This window comes from Microbacterium sp. (genome assembly GCF_048259935.1).
In the GTDB taxonomy this organism is placed as follows: Bacteria; Actinomycetota; Actinomycetes; order Actinomycetales; family Microbacteriaceae; genus Microbacterium.
Genome location: NZ_JBLXHF010000002.1, coordinates 78,005 through 94,722 on the forward strand (window position 1 = coordinate 78,005; position 16,718 = coordinate 94,722).

Sequence of the window (16,718 nt, forward strand, 5' to 3'; positions counted from 1 at the left end):
TCAGCCCACGAACGCCCAGTACATTGCGCCCGCGTACGCGAGGGCGGTGAGCGACGTGAGCCCGAGCGCGATCACCAGTTCGCGCGCCTGGCGGTACGTCCAGACGATGATGATCGCGGGGATGCCGGCGAGCAGCGCCAGCTGAGCCAGCCACGCGATCGGGTAGAGCAGTGCGGTCAGCATCGCGATCGCAAAGGGTGCCGCGACGAACACCGTGTACAGCACCTTCGTCGGGCGCCTGCCGATCCGCACCGTGAGCGTGCGCTTGCCGACTTCGCGATCCTGATCGATGTCGCGCAGGTTGTTCGCGAGCAGCACGGCACAGCCGAACAGGCCTGCGGCTACCGCGCCGAGCCAGGCTTCCACTGGCAGGTAGAAGGCCTGCACCCACGTCGTACCGAGCACAGGAACCAGTCCGAAGAAGACGAAGACGAAGACTTCGCCTAGCCCCAGGTATCCGTATGGGCGTTTGCCGCCGGTGTAGAACCAGGCGGCGACGATGCAGGCAGCTCCCACCGCGAGCATCCACCACTGGCCAGTGCGGATCACGATCGCAAGCCCCACGACCGCCGCGAGCGCGAAGAACACCAGCCCGATGATGAGCACAGTGCGCGGGTTGACCCGGCCTGAGGCCGTGAGGCGGGCGGGCCCGACGCGGTGAGCATCGGTGCCGCGGATGCCGTCGCTGTAGTCGTTCGTGAAGTTCACGCCGACCTGCAGGAACACGGCGACGGCAAGACAAGCCAGGGCGATGACCCAGTGCAGTTCGCGGTCGACGAGCTGCGCGGCGCCGGTGCCAATGATGACTGGCGCGACCGCGAGCGGCAGCGTGCGCAGGCGTGCGGCTCCGATCCAGTCGCGTGCAGTGATCGGCGGCGCCTCGACGATCGGCCGCCTCGCGGGGTTGCCGCTGGTGCGAACCGGCTTGTGCGGGGGTGTCGACGTCTTGCGCTTTGAGGATGCTGCCACGATCTGGAATCTTAGCCGTGGTGCGGACAGCGAGCTCGCAGTCAGGCGGCGCGCTCGACTTCGAGGGCCGGGCGCGTCCTGCGCCCGTAGGCAAGTGCTGCGAACGCGGCGAGCGAAACCAGCACGAAGGGAATGATCAGTGCTGTGCGCAGACCGAACTCATCGCCGAAGAAGCCGAGCGCGGGCGGACCGACCAAGAACGCCACATAGCCGAGAGTTGCCACCAGCGACACTCGCGCCGCGGCATCCGGACCGGAGTCGCCCGCGGCAGAGATCGCCACGGGGAAGCCCAGCGACGCGCCGAGCCCCCACAGCAGCACCGCCACGGTTGCGATGACCGGGTTGTCCACGAAGATGAGCAGAGCCAGTCCGATCGCGCCGAACACTCCGCTTGCGCAAAGCACGGCCGCACGGCCGAAACGGTCGATGAACCATCCGCCGACGAATCGACCGATCGTCATCGCCGCAGCGAACACTGCGTAGATCGCTGATCCCGATGCCGCATCGAACCCGTGTCCGTCGACCATGACGAGAGGCAGCCAGTCATTGGCGGTGCCTTCTGCGAGCGCCATCGCCAGGATGATCACGCCGATCAGCAGCAGCGTCGGATCACGCCACAGCTGTGCCCTCGCTGCGCGAGGAGACCCAGAGGCCTCCCGCGGCGCCCGCCCGGTTCCCGACGGGATCCGCGGCATGGCGAGGCACACCGCGATGAGGGCGAGCAGCCCGATGATGACCATGTGGATGCTCACCGGGAACGCAGACGCGGTGGCGAGGATTCCGACCAGCGCGCCGATGACCGTGCCGAGGCTGAAGAAGCCATGCAGGCGCGGAAGGAAAGAGCGTCCCGTCACCTGTTCGATGTCGGCACCTTCGACGTTGAGCGCGATCTCGCCGCCGCCCATGCCCGCACCGAAGAGGAACAGCCCGGCAGCAGCGACCAACGCTTCGGAGATGCCCGTTCCGATACCGATCAACGGCATGCTCAGGGCGATGCTGGTCGCTCCCGCCGCGATGATCGGTCGCGCGCCGAAACGAGCGACGAGCGGGCCTGAGACGAGAATGCCCAGCATCGAGCCCAGCGACAGTCCGAACAGCACGAGCCCCATCTCGAACGTCGAAGCGCCGAGAAGATCGCGGATGTCAGGTGTCCGCGTGACCCAGGAGGCGATACCGATCCCCGGGACGAGAAACAGTGCGGCGAGCGCAAGCTGCCGTTGGGGGATGGATCGGTTCATGTTCTCCTCGACGAAAGCTTAGCCGTCGACGGAGATCGGCCTGTTCTCGTAATAGGTCTGCAGCACGACTGTGGTGTGCGTGCTGACGTTCGCCGCGAGACGGATGTCGCCCACCAGCTTCTCGAGCGCGCGCGGAGCCGCCACGCGCACGAACAGCATGTAGCTCGCGTTGCCCGCGATCGAGTGACAGGCCTCGATCTCGGTCATGTGCTCGAGCAGTTCGGGAGCGTTGTCGGGCTGACCGGGGTCGAGAGGGGTGATCTCGATGAATGCAGCCAGCGGTTTGCCGACGGCCTCAGCGTCGAGGATGGTGCGATACCCCGCGATCACGCCCCGCGATTCGAGCCTGCGCAGCCTGCTCTGCACTGCGGAGGTCGACATCCCGACCGCCTCAGACAGTTGCGCGAGCGTCGCACGCGCATCGCGAGAGATCTCGGTGAGGATCTGGCGGTCGACAGCATCTTCCATAAATGGAAGAATATCGGTGTACGTCACCTTTCACCGGATATTTTCCGCTGAGTCCACGATCGGAGGTCCCGATGTCCACTCCTACCCAGATCAACAACGCCCCGTTCCTGAGCCTGTCGAAGGACGGCGAGCCCGAGGTCGTCGAGGATGCAGCCCTCGCCGAGACCAGTGCCGCATGGCGGATGCTGAAGGATGCCGCCATCGCGATCCGCGAACTGCAGGTCAAGGACGGCTCGATCCCCGACCCTTCGACCGGCTCAGGGATCGAAGGGGCGCACGACGCAGCGCACGACCACGTCGCGGCTCTCATCGCCGGCATCCGTGCCCTCTCCCCCGCTTTTCCGCACGATGCCGAGTATCTCGCGGCATCCGTTCGCGATTTCGAACGTTGGGCGTCCGAAGGCTTCGGCATCCCCGACTTCCTCGACTCGCTCGTCGCCTTCCAGCCGCAGCAGCACCGCATCGACGGCATCCGGCACCTGGTCGTGTTCCCGATGTACACCCAGAACGGGTCATCCGATCGCCTGGTCGAGGCGCTCATCGTCGAAACGATCTGGCCGGAATTCATCGCCGAACTCGAAGCGGGCGACTACGCCAACAGGCTGTTCGTCTCGCTGCGGCTGATCGACTTCACGCCCGGATACGACACGAATTCCGCGGTGCTGTTCCCCGAGACCGTCGCGATGCGCAAGATCCCCACCTTCACCTGGGGCGCGATCTTCCAGGATCGCGAGGCTGCGCGCTACCGGCGCGTGGTGCGCGCAGCATCCGAGATCACCAAGCTCGATCTGCCTGCGGAAGCCGCGCGGATGCTGGAGGACCAGGATCTCACCGAGAAGACGTTCGTGATGTGGGACATCATCCACGACCGCACGCACATGCGCGGCGACCTGCCGTTCGACCCGTTCATGATCAAGCAGCGGATGCCGTACTTCCTCTACTCGCTCGAGGAGCTGCGGTGCGATCTGACCGCGTTCCGCGAGTCGGTCGCGATCGAGAAGCGGCTCGCTGCGCGTGATGACCTGTCGGATGCCGAGCAGGAGATGCTCGAGCACGCGTCGCTCGTGCAGTACGCGGTGATCTTCGACCGGATCTTCCGCTTCGCGATCACCGGTTCGCGCGTGCGCAACTATGACGGCCTGGGCGGTCAGCTGCTGTTCGCGTGGCTGCACCAGCACGGCGTGCTGCACTGGACCGACACGCAGCTCACCTTCGATTGGGAGGGCGTGCCGGAATCGGTGATCGCGCTCAGCGACGCGGTGAACGACCTCTACTGGCGTTCGATTGATCGCCCGAAGAAGGCGCACTGGCTGGCAGCGTACGAGCTGATCAGCAACGTGCTGGCGCCGAACCCGGCATCCGTCTGGGCTCGCGGGCTCTCGGACGAGGTGCTTGCCGGGCTCCCCAAGGGATACACCGACGCGGTGCTGGATGACGAGTTCCCGCTGTCGATGTTCTTCGAGGCGCTCGAGAAGAAGATGCGGCCGGTGATCGAGTCGACCGCGGGAATCCGTGCCGGCGATGAGTGAGGTCTCTGGGCTGCGCGACAGACGTGAGGTGACGGCACCATGAGCGCGACCGGACGCGTGATTCTGCTGGCGGGCGCCACCAGTGACGCAGGGCTGACCCTCGCTCGGGTGCTCATGGATGCCGGGGCGCGAGTGATCGCGACCGGGCGCTCTGCCGAGCGGCTCGTCGCCGTACGCGAAGCCGGAGCACAGGTCGAGGTGGCCGATGCGACTTCGTTCGACGAGATGTCGGCCCTCGCCGGTCGCCTCGATGCTGTCGACGGCGTGATCTCACTGGTCGGCGGATGGCGGGGAGGTGGCGGCCTCGCCGGGCAGTCGGATGAGGACTTCGCGGCGCTCCTGCCGGCCCTCGAGGCCGTTCGCACCACCTCGCGCGCATTCGACGCTCTGCTGCAGGCATCGGATGCCGGCCGTTTCGCGATCGTGTCGTCCACTGCCGTCGCCCGTCCCCTCGCGGGAGGCGCGAACTACGCGGCAGTGAAGGCTGCGAGCGAGGCGTGGGCGCGCGCCGTCGCGCAGGGATTCGCGAAGACTGCTCGGGATGCTGGTGTGCCGCTGCGCGCGGCATCCGTCATCTTCCGGGCGAAAGCGCTGGAACCGGATGCCCTCGCGACCGCTGTCGCAGGTCTGTGGGATGCCGCAGCCCCAGACCTCAACGACCGCGTGATCGACATAGGCTGGTTCAGTGAACACTCTGCATGACCCCGCGATCCGGGGCTTCGCGTCGGACAACTACTCCGGCATCCACCCCGAGGTTCTCGCGGCCATCGTCGCGGCGAACGACGGCCACCAGAGCGCCTACGGCGAAGACGAATACACCGAGCGTCTGCAAGAGGTCTTCCGCGGCCACTTCGGCAACGGCATCCAGGCCTTCCCTGTTTTCAACGGCACCGGAGCCAACGTCGTGGGACTGCAGTCGATGCTTCCCCGCTGGGGTGCGGTGGTCGCGGCATCCACCGCGCACATCAACGTCGACGAGGGCGGCGCCCCCGAGCGCATGGGCGGGATGAAGCTGCTCACCGTCCCGACCGAAGACGGCAAGCTCACCCCCGAACTCGTCGACCGCGAGGCCTGGGGCTGGGGCGACGAGCACCGCGCACAGCCGCTGGTCGTCTCGATCACCCAGTCGACCGAACTCGGCACGCTCTACACGCCCGATGAGATCCGCGCTCTCGCCGACCACGCTCACGGATATGGCATGCGCCTGCACATGGACGGCGCTCGCCTCTCCAATGCGGCAGCAGCCCTGAACCTGCCGTTGGCGGACTTCACGCGCGACGCCGGGGTCGATGTGCTCAGCTTCGGCGGCACCAAGAACGGCGCCATGCTCGGCGAAGCGATCGTAGTGCTCAACGGCGAAGCATCCGATGGTCTGATCTACAGCCGCAAATACTCCATGCAGCTGGCCTCGAAGATGCGCTTCGTCTCTGCGCAGCTGATCGCGCTCCTCGAGGGCGACCTGTGGCTGCGCAACGCCCGCCACTCCAACGCCATGGCCGCCCGTCTGCGCACCTCCATCGAGGCAGGTCTTGCCGACGGAAGCATCCGCGGTGTCGAATTCACCCAGCCCACCCAGGTCAACGGCGTCTTCGCCACGCTCCCCGAAGGAGTCGCCGACCAGCTGCGCAAGTCCTTCCGGTTCTACGACTGGGATGCCGCGCGCCGCGAGGTGCGCTGGATGTGCGGCTTCGACACGCAGGAGGCAGACGTCGACGCTTTCGTCGCCGAGATCGCGCGCCTCACCACGGTCTGATATTCATTCAAGGGAATATAAATACGCCTCCGATGTTGCACTGAAGACACGGCACGGCATCCGCCGGCCGCATCCCACAAGGAAAGAGGAGAGATCATGACTCGTTTCGACGGACGTGTCGCCCTGGTCACGGGTGGCGCAAGCGGAATCGGCAAGGCAACAGCACTGCGAATCGCATCCGAGGGCGGAACGGTTGTGATCGCCGACGTGCAGGATGACCTCGGCGCACAGGTCGTCTCCGAGATCGAGAAGGACGGCGGCAAGGCGCTGTTCATCCATCTTGATGTCACGAGCGAAGAGGGGTGGGCGGATGCTGTCGCAAAGACCGTCGACGCCTTCGGCGGACTGAACATCCTCGTGAACAACGCCGGAATCGGTGACACCGAGCCGATCGAAGTCACCACTCTCGCCACCTGGGACAAGGTCGTCGCTGTCACTCAGACCAGCGTGTTCCTCGGCATGAAGGCCGCCGGCGACGCACTGAAGAAGAGCGGCAACGGCTCCGTCGTGAACATCAGCTCGATGTACGGCATCGTCGGCTCTGGCGTGAGCCCCGCCTACCACGCGGCCAAGGGCGCGGTGCGACTGCTCACCAAGACCACGGCGCTCGGTTGGGCGAAGGAGGGCGTGCGCGTGAACTCCGTGCACCCCGGATTCATCGACACCCCGATCCTCGGCGACACCGACCGTGCAGGACTCATCGCAGGCACCCCGGTCGGCCGTCTCGGCAAGCCGGAGGAGATCGCTGCGATGATCACCTTCCTCGCGAGCGATGACGCGAGCTTCGCCACGGGTGGCGAGTTCGTCGTCGACGGCGGCTACACCGCAGGCTGATACACCTGGATTCACGCGGCGGGCCCTTCGGGGCTCGCCGCTCTGCGCTCTATCGGAAGCTGTGCTCTATCGGAGCAATCCGAGGCTGGCCAGTGCGGTGCGGATCAGCGTCCCGCGGCCACCCTCCATCTCGGCGGCGACGGCGTCGGATGCCGCTTCTTCCGGCGAGAACCAGGTGACTTCGAGGGCATCCTGGCGAGGTTCGCAGGTGCCGGTCACCGGCACGACGAACGCGAGTGACACCGCGTGCTGCCGCTCGTCATGAAAAGCACTCAGTCCCGGCATAGGGAAGTACTCGGCCACGGTGAACGGCGTCGGCTGCGACGGCAGAAGCGGGAAAGCCATCGGACCCAGGTCGTTCTCGACATGACGGAACAGCGCATCGCGCACCGTCTCGCCGAAGCGCACGCGACCGGACACGATCGTGCGGGTCATCTCTCCCATCGGAGTCGAGCGCAGCAGCATGCCGATCTCGGTGACCTCCCCGAGCCCGTCGGTACGCACAGGGATCGCCTCGACGTAGAGCATCGGCATTCTGCGGCGCGCGTCGGCGAGTTCGAACTCGCTCAGCCAGCCGGGGTTGCTGGCGTCAGCGGGCAGCTCGGCGAATTGCGAGAGGTCGTCGCCCTCGTCATCGGGTTCTGGATCTGGATCTGGTGTGCGCACCGCCATGCTCCATTTCTACCAGTGTCGGTCGCCGCTGGCAGGATGGTCATGTGAGCAACTCTCTTTCGATCGATGCGAATGCGACCCGTTGGGCCCCCGCAGAACGCGACGGCCTGCCGCTGCTGGTGCTTCTACACGGCTACGGATCCGACGAGAACGACCTCTTCGGGCTGCGCCCGTTTCTGCCAGAGGGAATCGCGGTGGCAGCCGTCGCCGCTCCGCTGGCCCCACCGTGGCCGGCGCCCGGTCGATCCTGGTACGCGATCGAGGGCATCAACGGGCGGCATCCCGATGGGGTGACCGATGCGGCCGAGGCGCTCCTGCGCTGGATCGACGCCGAAGCCGCTGGGGCGTCGAAGATCGCGCTGCTCGGCTTTTCGCAGGGCGCTGCGGTGTCGCTGCAGGCGATGCGATTGGATGCTGCGCGCTTCAGTGCGATCGTCGCACTCAGCGGCTACGCGACGCCGGGCGATCTGCCAGACGATGAGGATCTGCGCACCTCACGCCCGAAGGTGTTCTGGGGCCGGGGCACGCACGACGATGTCATCCCCGAGCCGCTGATCGATCACACCTCGCAGTGGCTTCCCGACCATTCAGAGCTCACCGGGCGGGTCTATCCGGGGCTCACACACAGTGTGTCCGAAGACGAACTGCACGATGTGCGGATCTTCCTCGAGAAGTGGCGCGACGCGTCAGCCGACTGAGTCGCCCTCGTCTGCACTCTCGTCATCCGCCCGAGGCTTGCGGCGCTTGCCGACCGAGCCGATGGCTATCGCGAAGACGATGCCGATCGCGATACCGATCGCGATGCCGGCCCCCATGTTGTCGAGCGCCGACCCCATTGCCACACCGACCCCCATGCCGATCGCGATGCCCGCGCCCCAGCTCAGGCGCTGGCGCATCTCGTTGCCACTCATGCGATCGTCAGCCATGACCCCACCGTACGACCCCGAGTGCACTGCGCGACACCCGCATCCCTTGCGCCGCGCGACACGCCCGGGTAGCATCGACGAGTCCTGTCCGCCGTGTTGGGAAGTTCATTGATCTGAGTCGTTGCCTCCGCGCCCCTCTTTCCGCGCGCTGACACGACCCTTCCTGTACGGCTTTGCCCCGCCTTCTCTGGCGCTCTTTCGGCGACCGGTGTCAGTGCAACCCGCACACTCCCGGAGACAGCCATGTCAACACCCACCACCCACGCATCGGTCACCCTTGACCGTCTCACCTTCACCTGGCCGGACGGCTCCACCGCGCTCGATGGCATATCGGGCGCGTTCAGCACCGGACGCACCGGACTCGTCGGACGAAACGGGTCAGGCAAGTCCACGTTGCTGCGCTTGATCGCCGGCATACTCGAGCCCACCTCTGGCGCGGTGCACACGACCGACGATGTCGCCTACCTGCCGCAGCAGCTGACGCTCGACGTCGATCGCCGCGTCGCAGAGCTGCTCGGTGTCGACGTCGCACTCGACGCCGTACGCGCGATCACCTCGGGCGATGTGGACCCCGCGCACTTCGATGCGGTCGGCGACGACTGGGATATCGAGGCGCGGGCCGAAGCATCGCTCGCCGAGGCTGGTCTTGATCCCTCGTTCCTCGACCGCCGCGTCGGCGAGCTTTCGGGCGGTGAATCGGTGCTCGTCGCGATCGCCGGCATCCGCCTGCGTCGCGCGCCGATCACGCTGCTCGATGAGCCGACCAACAATCTCGATCGTGAGGCGCGCGCGAAACTCGCCGACATGGTGCGGTCGTGGAAGGGCACGCTCATCGTCGTCAGTCACGATGTGTCGCTCCTCGAACTGATGGACGACACCGCTGAGCTGTACGGGCACGATTTGAGCGTGTTCGGCGGTCCGTATTCGCAGTGGCGCGCCTGGCTGGATGCCGAGCAGGATGCCGCACGACAGGACGAGCGCGACGCGAAGCAGACTCTGAAGAAAGAGAAGCGACAGCGGATCGAGGCGGAGTCGAAGCTGGCGACCCGAGCCCAGGTGGGGCGCAAAGCGTTCGTCGAGAAGCGCGTTCCCAAGATCGTCGCCAATGGTCGGAAAATGGCGGCGCAAGTATCTGCCGGACGACTGCGCACGGAGGTGGCCGAGAAAGAGGCCGCGGCACGGACTCTTCTCGATGAAGCCGGCTATCGGGTGCGTTCGGATGCCACCATGAAGATCGAGCTGCCCGATCCTGTGGTGTCCGCATCTCGCCGCATCGCGACGCTGGGTGACCAGGAACGTTCCTGGGTCATCCAGGGGCCGGAGCGCGTGGCGCTGATCGGTCGCAACGGGACAGGCAAGACGACGCTGCTGCAGGGGCTGGTCGCGTCTGCCACGTTGCATGACTCCGGAACCTTGTCACAGATCCGCGTCGGATATCTGCCGCAGCGGATCGACGGCCTCGACGGCACACGCTCGGCGGTCGAGAACATCGCAGATGTCGCAGCATCCACCCCCGAGAAAGAGCTGCGCAATAGGCTCGCCCGGTTCCTGATCCGCGGGGCCGCGGCTGACCGACCGGTATCGTCGCTGTCTGGCGGTGAGCGGTTCCGCATCGCGCTGGCGAAACTCCTACTCGCTGACCCAGCACCGCACCTCATCGTGCTGGATGAGCCGACGAACAACCTCGATCTCGACACGGTCGATCAGCTGGTGGAGGCGCTGCGGTCCTACCGTGGCGCCGTGCTGATCGTCAGTCACGACGATGCGTTCCTCGCGCGGTTGGACATCGATCTCACCCTCGAGATCGATGCGGAGGGGCGGCTGAACGAGGTGAGCTGAGCGCTACAGCGCGCGACTCGAGCGCATTGCTCGCGTGTGCACGAGCGAGGGGTCAGCGGCGAGGGCTGCGTACTCCTCAGAGTCGCGCGGCACCAGCGCAACACGGCCCTCGGCGTCGTGATGCGTGCCCCAGCCGTAGCGCTTGCTGAGCGGCGAGGATCGCAGACAGGCCTGCCCCTTCGAGAAGAACTCCGTCCTGGCTTCGGCGTCGTCCGCATCGATGCCCTTGCGCAGCGCGTGCGTCTCGAAGAGCACGTCGTCCGAGGTCAGTTCGTACGGCCGCTCGGAGATCAGCCGGTAGTGGAGAGCTGCGATCGAGAGGTTCTCGGCGATCGGCGGCTCCGCGCCGTGATCGATCGGACAGTCCTCCGACACCTCGATGAAAGTGCTCTGGTAGTTCGTCGTGTGCTCAGCCATGACACCACCATCTACCCCGCGGGTGACATTGTCGATAGTGGAGGCAAGATCAGAGTTGCTGCAACCAGCTGTGATCGGGCAGAGTGCGCTTCAGCGCGTCGCGCAGCCAGCGTCTGCGCGCTTCGTCGAGGTATGGCAGCGTCGCTCATGATGCAACAGGCTATCGACTTCAGAAATCAGAAGGGGGCAGCTTCGGCCGGCATGCGCTCCGCGATGTTGTCAAGCGTGACGTGAGTGGCGACGCCCGGCGGGCGGTCGATGTAGGTTCTGCCGGTGGGACTGGTCCATTCCAGATCGCCACCGCCGAGTTGTCGCACCCGCCAGGGCGTCACGTGCTTCGTCACATGGTGTCTGCGACAGAAGTCCGCCATATTCGTCAGCGTGGTCGCCCCACCCTGCGCATGATCGATCGTGTGGTCGCCATCGCACATTCTCGCCAGCACCCTGCAACCTGGGAATCGGCACCGTCTGTCTCTGGCACGTAGGTATCGGCGCATCTGCGCAGACGGTCGATATCTGTCGACGCCGAGCACCATTCCCGACATCGGATGCGTCAGAACTCGGTCGAACCCGGACGCGTTGGCTGTCAGGATCCGGGCCGTCGCCGGGTCGATCAGTCCGATCCCCTCCAGGTGTGCAGGCGACGCGACCTCATCGGGATCTGTGAGGGTGAGAAACGGCACCGTGATGTCGACGTGCCCGCGAATCTCGCCCAGCAGCCCGTCTTCCGGTCGTGCATCGCATGGATGATCGTGCTCGGACCGAAGATCACGAGTTCGCTCATCGCATCGTCACGCGCCTTCACCCACGTCGCGCGGCGCTCACGCGCCTCACGGTGACGCTCGGTGAAGGACTGATCGCGGAAGCGCTCAGCGGTCTGTGCGGCGAACGGGCGAAGCCTGTTCGCCGACTCCGTCTCAGCACGCGCGACCACGATCTCTTCGTAACGGGCTCTGCGCGCAGCATCTTCGATCCCCTCGCCGGCATCCATGATGATCCGCACATGCGTCTGCGAGATGCGCCCAGCGCCGAAGGACGCCGCCGTTGCGGGGAGCGTTTCCTGAAGGCGCGCGGCGATACCCATTTGCGACTCGATAGTCCTGTCACTAAGGCGCAGCGCAGCGCCGATCTCGGTTGCCACCGCCCGCTGCGCCATCTCGCGTGAATCGACCGAGTCGAACGGCTCGTCATCGGCGATGCGCGACGCCGATGCAAGGAGAGCGGACTTGACCGCCATCAGCTGATTGATCGTCTGCTCGACCGAGGTGACCGTCGACACGACGTCGTCCAACAGCGCGTTCAGCACCGGGTTCGTCATCGTCGAAATGGGCATGACTCCATTCAACTGAGGGCCACTGACATTCCGACTTTCGTCCGATGACGGGGCGCGATCGCATATCGGTGAGTCTTTGTCGGAGGTACCCACGAAGATGGAGGTGTGAGGGATGTGCTCGACCGTTTCACCCCCGCGACCCAGGACTGGTTCCGCGGTGCCTTCGCGGCGCCCACCAACGCGCAGGCAGGCGCGTGGCAGGCAATCTCGGCAGGCAGGCACGCGCTGGTCGTTGCTCCCACGGGATCGGGAAAGACGCTGTCTGCATTCCTCTGGGCGATCGACAGCGTGTTCCGCGAGAAGGTCGAGGAGCCGGATGCTGCGGGCACCCGCATCCTCTACATCTCCCCGCTGAAGGCGCTGGGCGTCGACGTCGAACGCAACCTGCGCTCACCGCTCGTCGGCATCGGTCAGTCCGCCCGCCGCCTCGGCGTCGCCGCCCCAGGTGTGACCGTCGGCGTGCGCTCGGGGGATACGACCTCGAGCGATCGGCGCAAGCTCGTCACGAACCCACCCGACATCCTCATCACGACGCCCGAATCGCTGTATCTGATGCTCACGAGTCGGGCGGGCGAGACGCTGCGCGGCGTGCACACCGTGATCATCGACGAGGTGCACGCTGTCGCCGCGACCAAGCGCGGCGCACACCTCGCGGTGAGCCTGGAACGGCTGGATTCCCTACGACGCGCGGCAGGGGCGGATGCTGCGGCGCAGCGCATCGGCCTGTCTGCAACCGTGCGCCCGATCGACGAGGTGGCCCGATTCCTCGGCGGGTCAGCACCGGTCGAGATCGTCGCCCCGAAGGCATCCAAGACTTTCGAATTGCAGGTCGTGGTCCCGATGGACGACATGACCAACCCGCCTCCGCCACCGGGCGTGCCCGACCCTTCGACGGGCTCAGGGATCGGGGTGGACGACGCCGAGTACACCGAGGTCACCGGTTCGGTCTGGCCGCACGTCGAAGAGGCGATCGTCGACCGCATCCTCGCGAACAACTCCACGATCGTGTTCGCGAACTCCCGCCGCCTCGCTGAGCGCCTGACGGGGCGCCTCAACGAGATCTACTCGGAGCGGACCCTTCGACAGGCTCAGGGGCCGGGCGTACCGCTTCCCGAAGCATCCGCCCCGCCTGCCGCGGTGATGGCGCAAGCCGGATCCACGGCGGGCGCCGACGCCGTACTCGCCAAAGCACACCACGGCTCGGTCTCGAAAGAGCAGCGCGCGCTCGTCGAAGAAGAACTGAAGTCGGGCGTCCTGCGCTGCGTGGTCGCGACCAGCAGCCTCGAGCTCGGCATCGACATGGGTGCCGTCGATCTCGTCATTCAGGTCGAGGCTCCTCCGTCCGCAGCATCCGGATTGCAGCGTGTCGGCCGCGCCGGCCACCAGGTCGGCGAGATCAGCCGCGCGGCCCTCTTCCCCAAGCATCGCGGCGACGTGCTGCACACCGCGATCGTCACCGAGCGGATGCTGGCGGGAAAGATCGAGGCGATCGCGGTGCCGCGCAACCCGCTCGACATCCTCGCCCAGCAGACGGTCGCGGCCTGCGCGCTGGATGCGATCAACGTCGAGGAGTGGTTCGAGACCGTTCGCCGCTCGGCGCCGTTCCAGTCGCTGCCCCGCTCGGCGTACGAGGCGACGCTCGATCTGCTCGCCGGACGCTTCCCTTCCGACGAGTTCGCGGAGCTTCGGCCCCGGCTCGTCTGGGACCGGGATGCCGGAACCCTCACCGGTCGCCCCGGCGCACAGCGCATCGCCGTCACGAGCGGCGGGACGATCCCCGACCGCGGACTGTTCGGCGTCTTCGTCGCCGGCGAAGGTGCAGGCCGGCGCGTCGGCGAGCTCGACGAAGAGATGGTCTACGAGTCGCGCGTGGGTGACGTCTTCACCCTCGGCACGACGAGCTGGCGGATCGCCGAGATCACCCACGACCGAGTGAATGTGCTGCCTGCGTACGGACAACCGGGCAAGGTGCCGTTCTGGCACGGCGACGGCATCGGCAGGCCGTACGAGCTCGGCGAGGCACTCGGAGCATTCTCACGCGAAGTCGATGCCGCGCCGCCTGAGAAGGCCGCCCAGCGCCTCATCGAGGCAGGGCTCGACGCGCAGGCCAGAGCGAACCTGCTCGCGCATCTGAAGGAGCAGCGCGAAGCGACCGGCACCCTCCCGACCGACCGCACTCTCACGGTCGAACGCGGTCGCGACGAGGTCGGCGACTGGCGCGTCATCTTGCATTCCCCGTACGGCATGAAAGTCCACGCCCCGTGGGCGCTGGCGATCAACGCGCGGGTTCGTGAACGTCTCGGTGTCGAAGGATCGGCCGTGGCCAGCGATGACGGGATCATCGTTCGTATTCCGGATGCTGACGCTGAACCACCCGGAGCCGAACTGTTCGTCTTCGACGCTGACGAGATCGAGCACATCGTCACCGCAGAGGTGGGCGGCTCGGCGCTGTTCGCCTCCCGGTTCCGTGAGTGCGCCGCACGCGCGCTGCTCATGCCGCGGATGAACCCGAACAAGCGCACTCCCCTGTGGCAGCAACGGCAGCGCTCCGCCCAGCTGCTCGAGGTCGCGAGGCGCCACCCGACCTTCCCGGTGATTCTCGAGACCCTGCGCGAGGTGCTGCAGGATGTTTACGATCTGCCGTCGCTGCGGCGACTGACCACAGCCATCGCTGAGCGCCGCGTGCGACTGGTCGAGACCGAGCCGGCACAGCCATCGCCCTACGCCCGTGATCTGCTGTTCGGCTACGTCGGCGCCTTCATGTACGAGGGAGACTCCCCTCTCGCCGAGCGTCGCGCCGCCGCGCTGTCGGTGGATCCGGCGCTGCTGGGAGAGCTGCTCGGCACGGTCGAAATGCGCGAGCTGCTCGACCCCGACGTCATCGCACAGTTCGAACGCGAGGCGCAGCGGCTCGATCCCGAACGTCACGCGCGTGGCGCAGAGGGAGTCGCCGATCTGCTGCGCACCCTCGGGCCGCTCGATGCCACCGAGGTCGCTACCCGCCTGGACTCCGAGTCCGCAGAAGAAGCCCAGCTCCACCTTGACGCTCTCATCGCCGCGCGCCGCGCGATCCCGGTCACGATCGCAGGCACGCTGCGCGTCGCCGCGATCGAGGATGCAGGGCGCCTGCGCGACGCACTCGGGGCGGCGCTGCCCACCGGGATCCCGGTCGCTTTCCTCGAGCCGGTCGCCGACCCTCTCGGCGATCTCGTCTCGCGTCACGCGCGCACGCACGGCCCGTTCACCACGGATGCTGTCGCCACCCGCTTCGGGATCGGCACAGCTGTCGCGCGCCACACTCTGCAGCGCCTCGAGCAGTCCGGGCGCATCACGAGCGGATATTTCCTGCCCGACAGCCCTTCGACAGGCTCAGGGACCGGCGGCTCGACGGAGAACGAGTGGTGCGACACCGAAGTGCTGCGACGCTTGCGGATGCGCTCGCTCGCAGCGATCCGCGGCAGCGTCGAGCCGGTCTCTCCCGAGGCGTATGCGCGTTTCCTGCCGGATTGGCAGCACCTCACGCGACCGCTCGAAGGAGTCGACGGCGTACTGGCCGTGATCGAGCAGCTGGCCGGCGTTCCCATCCCCGCCAGCGCGTGGGAGACGCTCGTCCTGCCGTCGCGGGTGCGCGACTACTCCCCCGCGCTGCTCGACGAGCTCACCTCCAGCGGCGAGGTCGTGTGGGCGGGCCACGGCACTCTGCCCGGGCGTGATGGCTGGGTGTCGCTGCATCCGGCCGATCTCGCATCTTTCACGCTCCCGCTGGCAGACGACGACAAGACGCCGGATGAGCTCGAAAGCGCGCTGCTTGCGGCTCTGGCCCGCGGAGGGGCGTACTTTGCAGCCCAGCTGAAAGAGATGGTCGCCGCCGAGAACGAACAGTCCGTGCTCGAGGCGCTCTGGAACCTGACCTGGTCGGGGCGGGTCACGAACGACACCTTCGCTCCTGTGCGCACGCTTCTCGCCGGCGGTTCGCAGGCCCACAAATCCGTGCGACGGGCGCCGCGCACGCGAACGTTCCGCGGGGTCTCGTTCACCGGCAACCCGGCCCCACGGCCGACAGCAACCGGCGGCCGCTGGTCGCTTCTGCCGCAGTCCTCCCCGAGCGACGGTGCCGACGCGAACCGACGCGCCACGGTCTCCGCAGGGCTCCTCCTCGATCGCTACGGCGTCGTCACGCGGGGAGCTGTGCAGTCTGAAGGCATGCCAGGCGGCTTCGCTCAGGCGTACCGCATCCTCGCGGGCTTCGAGCAGGCCGGCCACTGCCGCCGCGGCTACGTCATCGAGCAACTGGGCGCAGCGCAGTTCGCGGCATCCGCAACTGTCGACCGGCTTCGCACCTTCGCGAATCTTCCCGACCCGGCGCCCCTCCGCACGATCACACTCGCGGCAACCGATCCCGCCAACCCCTACGGTGCGGCGCTCGCATGGCCGAAGCGCGAGAGCGTCTCGCATCGCCCCGGTCGCAAAGCCGGCAGCCTGGTGGTGCTCGTCGACGGTGACCTCACGCTCTACCTCGAGCGCGGAGGCCGCACAGTACTGGCGTTCACCGACGACTCAGAAGTGCTGCGCGCTGCGGCATCCGATCTCGTCGCGACGTCGCGCGCGCGCCGACTCGAGACTCTCACGATCGAGAAGATCAACGGAGACGCCATCTACGGCACGCCGTTCGCGACCGCCCTGCAGGAAGCGGGCTTCGTTGTGACCCCACGCGGCTTCGCCCTCCGAAAGGCGATCTGA

15 protein-coding genes and 1 pseudogene are annotated in these 16,718 nt (G+C 66.8%); 8 read left to right on the forward strand and 8 right to left on the reverse strand.

The features are described from left to right. From ACN0RC_RS03270 to ACN0RC_RS03280, 3 genes are read right to left on the reverse strand one after another with little or no spacing between them, the layout of a single operon-like run. Positions 1 to 969: a 1,4-dihydroxy-2-naphthoate polyprenyltransferase gene (locus ACN0RC_RS03270; RefSeq protein ID WP_417508781.1), complete on the reverse strand. Its 969-nt coding sequence runs from the start codon at positions 967 to 969 to the stop codon at positions 1 to 3. 41 nt (positions 970 to 1,010) lie between these two features. Further along, the gene (locus ACN0RC_RS03275; protein WP_417508783.1) at positions 1,011 to 2,207 is read right to left on the reverse strand and encodes an MFS transporter; all 1,197 of its coding nucleotides are present in this window, start codon (positions 2,205 to 2,207) and stop codon (positions 1,011 to 1,013) included. A gap of 18 nt (positions 2,208 to 2,225) precedes the next feature. Next, on the reverse strand, positions 2,226 to 2,675 hold the full coding sequence (locus tag ACN0RC_RS03280; RefSeq protein ID WP_417508785.1) for an Lrp/AsnC family transcriptional regulator: 450 nt from the start codon (positions 2,673 to 2,675) through the stop codon (positions 2,226 to 2,228). Between the two features lie 71 nt (positions 2,676 to 2,746). Between ACN0RC_RS03280 and ACN0RC_RS03285 the strand changes: the two genes are divergently transcribed. From ACN0RC_RS03285 to ACN0RC_RS03300, 4 genes are all read left to right on the forward strand, one after another. Next, complete coding sequence (locus ACN0RC_RS03285; protein WP_417508787.1) at positions 2,747 to 4,204, forward strand: DUF6421 family protein; 1,458 nt, start codon at positions 2,747 to 2,749, stop codon at positions 4,202 to 4,204. A 39-nt stretch (positions 4,205 to 4,243) separates the two neighbouring features. Then, complete coding sequence (locus tag ACN0RC_RS03290; RefSeq protein WP_417508789.1) at positions 4,244 to 4,906, forward strand: SDR family NAD(P)-dependent oxidoreductase; 663 nt, start codon at positions 4,244 to 4,246, stop codon at positions 4,904 to 4,906. Then, positions 4,890 to 5,957, forward strand: a complete 1,068-nt coding sequence (locus tag ACN0RC_RS03295) for a threonine aldolase family protein (RefSeq protein ID WP_417508791.1) — start codon at positions 4,890 to 4,892, stop codon at positions 5,955 to 5,957. Before ACN0RC_RS03290 ends, ACN0RC_RS03295 begins: the two co-directional genes overlap by 17 nt. A gap of 96 nt (positions 5,958 to 6,053) precedes the next feature. Then, the gene (locus ACN0RC_RS03300) at positions 6,054 to 6,791 is read left to right on the forward strand and encodes an SDR family NAD(P)-dependent oxidoreductase (protein ID WP_417508793.1); all 738 of its coding nucleotides are present in this window, start codon (positions 6,054 to 6,056) and stop codon (positions 6,789 to 6,791) included. A gap of 66 nt (positions 6,792 to 6,857) precedes the next feature. Here the strand turns inward: ACN0RC_RS03300 and ACN0RC_RS03305 are convergent, their stop codons facing one another. Continuing rightward, positions 6,858 to 7,463: an NUDIX hydrolase family protein gene (locus ACN0RC_RS03305; protein WP_417508795.1), complete on the reverse strand. Its 606-nt coding sequence runs from the start codon at positions 7,461 to 7,463 to the stop codon at positions 6,858 to 6,860. Between the two features lie 44 nt (positions 7,464 to 7,507). Between ACN0RC_RS03305 and ACN0RC_RS03310 the strand changes: the two genes are divergently transcribed. Continuing rightward, positions 7,508 to 8,161, forward strand: coding sequence for an alpha/beta hydrolase (locus ACN0RC_RS03310; protein ID WP_417508797.1), 654 nt, complete (start codon positions 7,508 to 7,510; stop codon positions 8,159 to 8,161). Here ACN0RC_RS03310 and ACN0RC_RS03315 read toward each other — a convergent pair. Continuing rightward, complete coding sequence (locus tag ACN0RC_RS03315) at positions 8,150 to 8,389, reverse strand: hypothetical protein (protein WP_417508799.1); 240 nt, start codon at positions 8,387 to 8,389, stop codon at positions 8,150 to 8,152. The genes ACN0RC_RS03310 and ACN0RC_RS03315 overlap by 12 nt on opposite strands. Before the next feature lie 243 nt (positions 8,390 to 8,632). Between ACN0RC_RS03315 and ACN0RC_RS03320 the strand changes: the two are divergent. Both ACN0RC_RS03320 and ACN0RC_RS03325 read left to right on the forward strand, forming a co-directional pair. After that, positions 8,633 to 9,145, forward strand: a pseudogene (locus ACN0RC_RS03320) (ATP-binding cassette domain-containing protein); the annotation flags it as partial. Between the two features lie 471 nt (positions 9,146 to 9,616). Next, on the forward strand, positions 9,617 to 10,228 hold the full coding sequence (locus ACN0RC_RS03325) for an ATP-binding cassette domain-containing protein (protein ID WP_417509614.1): 612 nt from the start codon (positions 9,617 to 9,619) through the stop codon (positions 10,226 to 10,228). Positions 10,229 to 10,231: 3 nt separating this feature from the next. Here the strand turns inward: ACN0RC_RS03325 and ACN0RC_RS03330 are convergent, their stop codons facing one another. From ACN0RC_RS03330 to ACN0RC_RS03340, 3 genes are all read right to left on the reverse strand, one after another. After that, positions 10,232 to 10,645: a DUF6157 family protein gene (locus ACN0RC_RS03330; protein WP_417508801.1), complete on the reverse strand. Its 414-nt coding sequence runs from the start codon at positions 10,643 to 10,645 to the stop codon at positions 10,232 to 10,234. Positions 10,646 to 10,821: 176 nt separating this feature from the next. Beyond that, positions 10,822 to 11,016 carry a hypothetical protein gene (locus ACN0RC_RS03335; RefSeq protein WP_417508803.1) on the reverse strand — a complete coding sequence of 65 codons (195 nt, stop codon included), beginning with the start codon at positions 11,014 to 11,016 and terminating at the stop codon, positions 10,822 to 10,824. A 242-nt stretch (positions 11,017 to 11,258) separates the two neighbouring features. Beyond that, complete coding sequence (locus ACN0RC_RS03340) at positions 11,259 to 11,978, reverse strand: DUF222 domain-containing protein (protein WP_417508804.1); 720 nt, start codon at positions 11,976 to 11,978, stop codon at positions 11,259 to 11,261. A 105-nt stretch (positions 11,979 to 12,083) separates the two neighbouring features. Here ACN0RC_RS03340 and ACN0RC_RS03345 point away from each other — a divergent pair, with 105 nt between their 5' ends. Beyond that, on the forward strand, positions 12,084 to 16,718 hold the full coding sequence (locus ACN0RC_RS03345; RefSeq protein ID WP_417508806.1) for an ATP-dependent helicase: 4,635 nt from the start codon (positions 12,084 to 12,086) through the stop codon (positions 16,716 to 16,718).

Excerpts from the sequence above, each read along its gene's own strand:
- ACN0RC_RS03300 (WP_417508793.1), top strand. The coding sequence starts at position 6,054 with ATGACTCGTTTCGACGGACGTGTCGCCCTGGTCACGGGTGGCGCAAGC.
- ACN0RC_RS03290 (WP_417508789.1), top strand. The coding sequence starts at position 4,244 with ATGAGCGCGACCGGACGCGTGATTCTGCTGGCGGGCGCCACCAGTGAC.
- ACN0RC_RS03315 (WP_417508799.1), bottom strand. The coding sequence starts at position 8,389 with ATGGCTGACGATCGCATGAGTGGCAACGAGATGCGCCAGCGCCTGAGC.
- ACN0RC_RS03285 (WP_417508787.1), top strand. The coding sequence starts at position 2,747 with ATGTCCACTCCTACCCAGATCAACAACGCCCCGTTCCTGAGCCTGTCG.
- ACN0RC_RS03275 (WP_417508783.1), bottom strand. The coding sequence starts at position 2,207 with ATGAACCGATCCATCCCCCAACGGCAGCTTGCGCTCGCCGCACTGTTT.
- ACN0RC_RS03305 (WP_417508795.1), bottom strand. The coding sequence starts at position 7,463 with ATGGCGGTGCGCACACCAGATCCAGATCCAGAACCCGATGACGAGGGC.
- ACN0RC_RS03340 (WP_417508804.1), bottom strand. The coding sequence starts at position 11,978 with ATGCCCATTTCGACGATGACGAACCCGGTGCTGAACGCGCTGTTGGAC.
- ACN0RC_RS03325 (WP_417509614.1), top strand. The coding sequence starts at position 9,617 with ATGAAGATCGAGCTGCCCGATCCTGTGGTGTCCGCATCTCGCCGCATC.
- ACN0RC_RS03330 (WP_417508801.1), bottom strand. The coding sequence starts at position 10,645 with ATGGCTGAGCACACGACGAACTACCAGAGCACTTTCATCGAGGTGTCG.
- ACN0RC_RS03335 (WP_417508803.1), bottom strand. The coding sequence starts at position 11,016 with ATGGCGGACTTCTGTCGCAGACACCATGTGACGAAGCACGTGACGCCC.
- ACN0RC_RS03280 (WP_417508785.1), bottom strand. The coding sequence starts at position 2,675 with ATGGAAGATGCTGTCGACCGCCAGATCCTCACCGAGATCTCTCGCGAT.